This is a genomic window from Microcoleus sp. AT3-D2, assembly GCF_036705715.1.
Taxonomy (GTDB): Bacteria; Cyanobacteriota; Cyanobacteriia; order Cyanobacteriales; family Microcoleaceae; genus Microcoleus.
Map to the genome: position 1 here is coordinate 1 of NZ_JAUBVE010000161.1, position 2,761 is coordinate 2,761.

Below are 2,761 nucleotides of genomic sequence, written 5' to 3' on the forward strand. Positions count from 1 at the left end.
CATTCTCAGGTTAAAGAATGGTTTGATACCAGAAGAGCTAATAACTTTGAAGGCATTAACGTTAGTTATAACCAACAAATTGAAAAGGGACACCATCGCACTAAAAAACGTTATGTTTGGGCTGTTCCTTTAGAGGCTTTCGGTGGTCTTTATCAACAAGACCAATGGTCGGGACTGCAAACCATCGTCATTATTGAAAGAATCCGCCATCTTTGGAACAAAACGACTCGTGAAGTCCAATTCTATCTAACTTCTCTGCCTGCAGATGCTCAAGTTCTTGGTCGTGCCATTCGTCAACATTGGACGATTGAAAACCAAGTTTATTGGACTTTAGATGTCACGTTCCATGAGGATAAATGTCGGATTCGTTCAGGTCATAGTCCTCGTAATTTTGCCATCCTGAGACGATAGCACTTAACGCTCTTAATCAGGAGAAAACATTTCAGCGTAGTCTTCGTCAAAAAATTAAACAGGCTTCTATGAATAATGATTATATGATGACTGTTATCAACTCCTTTTGTAAAGCTTGATTGAGATGCTCTTACCCTGGTCGCGGGAGTAGCCGTAGGTAATCTTAATTGGTACGGTCGATGACAGAGGTTTAGTGGACTCGCCATCTCCGCGATCGAGTGCCGTTTCTGACTCGATAATAGATACAGATGCTAGCTCTGATTCGTATTTGCCATGCAGGTGAAAGGAACTTGAATCTAAATGGGATGTCCCTGTATCGATCTCAAATTTTTGAGCTGCGGAAGCGGCGATAGTTGTAAATATTTGGCTACTTCCTGCCAAATATAACTTGTCTAATTCTCTACCTAAGCGGTATTCGTTCAGGTGTGATGCTTGAATACCTTCACCCATTAAATGTTCGATTGCTTTGCCTTCAAAAAATTTGGGAAATAAGTATAATGGAGCCCAAACGTGCCCTAACCCATTGATAATAATCGCTTTGACTACCTGACCCGGACTGACAATCTCACCCGGTTGTTCCTCTATTAACTCGTTAATTTTTTGGACAATTCCTATTTCATCCACTAGACCTGCTATCAGACCAAGATGGTCGAGGTTAGAGACGGTTATCTCAGTTGCTTGATGCACGGGCTTCTTGAGTTCGAGCCAGTTTTTTGCTACCTGAGTTTAGACTATTTTTATCCGCAGTGCTGCACAGAGGACGACTGGTTTTTGTTGTTCCTTTACACGATCGCACATTTTCATCCTGAATCGTTTTACCAAGCTTTCGAGCGACACAGGTTGGTTGTTGTCGCGCGCACTTAATCTCCAACGAGATTTCACAGAAGCACTTCCGTCGGCTGTATTTTTCAAAATTGACCACGAATCGCGATCGTGACACGGCTTCCTGAGTATTTCTACTCAAATTTCACCGACCGATCGACTCTTCCTTCCCACCCCAACTGTGTGTGTGCCAGTTGAGGGTGCGGAATGTGGGTTGAAACTCTTGGCTCTCCTGACTCATCAATAAAAACCAGACTTTGACTCCCCGATACTTTAATCAATTCTCTCAGATATCTGTAGTATTTCATTCTTGCTTCTGGGTTTCTCTCCTGGTAACGAAGTTCTTTTTTTTTTCCTTCATTTTTATTTCTTTAAGAGCATAAGATATGGCACTTGGTCTTACTCCAAACTTCTTGGCTCTGTCGATTAATCTGGCATCTGGATTCTCTTTTACATCCTTTTCTAAGGCTTGCCAATCTAGTTTTCTCTTACGTCTTTTTACCTTTGTGGCTCTAAGGTCGGTCCGACCCAGCCACCGATATATCGTTGCCCTTCCCACCTAAAAAAGTCCTGCCGCTTGAGCGATACGACCGCCATTTTCTACATAATCCACTACTCTTTTTCTCAAATCAATACTATAAGACATTTTCCTAGCAACTTCACTATTTTTATTCATTTTACCTCATGTTTAAATAGTCTCATACTTATTTGAAATCACTATAGCTGTAAAGTAATTGCTCAACCCTCTTGACAAGAAGACGAGATAGACATTAGATCAAGGAATGGAAAAACTCCCCGACTTAAAGCAACTATCGAACGAGGCGAAAGAAGCCTTGATAGTAGAGCTATGGCAAGAAATCCAAAAACTCACCGCCGCTTTAGTCACTACAGGGGAAGCAAAACCAAATAAAGTTCCCACCAAAACCAGCAAAAATTCTAGCACTCCGCCGTCGAAGGGATTCAAGGCCAATATTAAGCCATCGAAAATTGAGGGGAGCAAAAGACAAAGAAGCGTAGGAAGAGCAGGAGGGGGAAGAGAACTACATCCTCATCCCGACCAAACAATCATCGCCCAAGTCAAAAATTGCCCCCAGTGTGGAGAGAAAGTCACCGCCGCCGCACAAAAATTGCAATCCGTCTACGAAAAAATCGAACTACCATCATTCGCCCGATCATCACCCGAATCGAACGTTATGGTGGTCAGTGTGCCTGCTGACAGACCAAGTATGTTGCACCAGTACCATTGGGAATGGAACCAGGTTCACCGTTTGGCCGGGAGATTCAAAGCTTAGTTACATATCTGCGTTACACTCATGCCATCAGCTACGAACGGCTATCGTCCATATTTGGAGAGGTCTTTGGAGTAAAGATATCAGAAGGAGCAATCGCCAACCTGTTGAAGAAGGTCAAAACCAGTTTAGATGATCAAGTAACTCAAATACTACAACGGTTGCGGCGGGCAAAATTAATTTGTTCAGATGAAACGAGCGCGAGAGTTAACGGACAAAATCAGTGGGAGTGGGTGTTT

2 protein-coding genes and 3 pseudogenes are annotated in these 2,761 nt (G+C 42.8%); 3 read left to right on the plus strand and 2 right to left on the minus strand.

Features of this window, described 5'->3' with window-relative positions; all coding sequences use genetic code 11:
- Positions 1-530 (plus strand): annotated as a pseudogene (locus tag QUB44_RS30370) (ISAs1 family transposase); the annotation flags it as partial.
- Positions 531-546: 16 nt separating this feature from the next.
- Here QUB44_RS30370 and QUB44_RS30375 read toward each other — a convergent pair.
- Both QUB44_RS30375 and QUB44_RS30380 read right to left on the minus strand, forming a co-directional pair.
- Positions 547-1,098: pseudogene (locus QUB44_RS30375) on the minus strand (DUF4277 domain-containing protein); the annotation flags it as partial.
- 365 nt (positions 1,099-1,463) lie between these two features.
- Positions 1,464-1,879, minus strand: a pseudogene (locus tag QUB44_RS30380) (IS630 transposase-related protein); the annotation flags it as partial.
- Positions 1,880-2,015: 136 nt separating this feature from the next.
- On the opposite strand from QUB44_RS30380, the gene QUB44_RS30385 reads away from it, so the two are divergent.
- Together QUB44_RS30385 and QUB44_RS30390 are read left to right on the plus strand one after the other, a co-directional pair.
- The gene (locus QUB44_RS30385; protein WP_333373538.1) at positions 2,016-2,525 is read left to right on the plus strand and encodes a hypothetical protein; all 510 of its coding nucleotides are present in this window, start codon (positions 2,016-2,018) and stop codon (positions 2,523-2,525) included.
- Positions 2,483-2,761: IS66 family transposase (locus QUB44_RS30390; protein ID WP_333373541.1), on the plus strand; the 279-nt coding region annotated here is incomplete at its 3' end. The genes QUB44_RS30385 and QUB44_RS30390, both read left to right, overlap by 43 nt.

Excerpts from the sequence above, each read along its gene's own strand:
- QUB44_RS30385 (WP_333373538.1), top strand. The coding sequence starts at position 2,016 with ATGGAAAAACTCCCCGACTTAAAGCAACTATCGAACGAGGCGAAAGAA.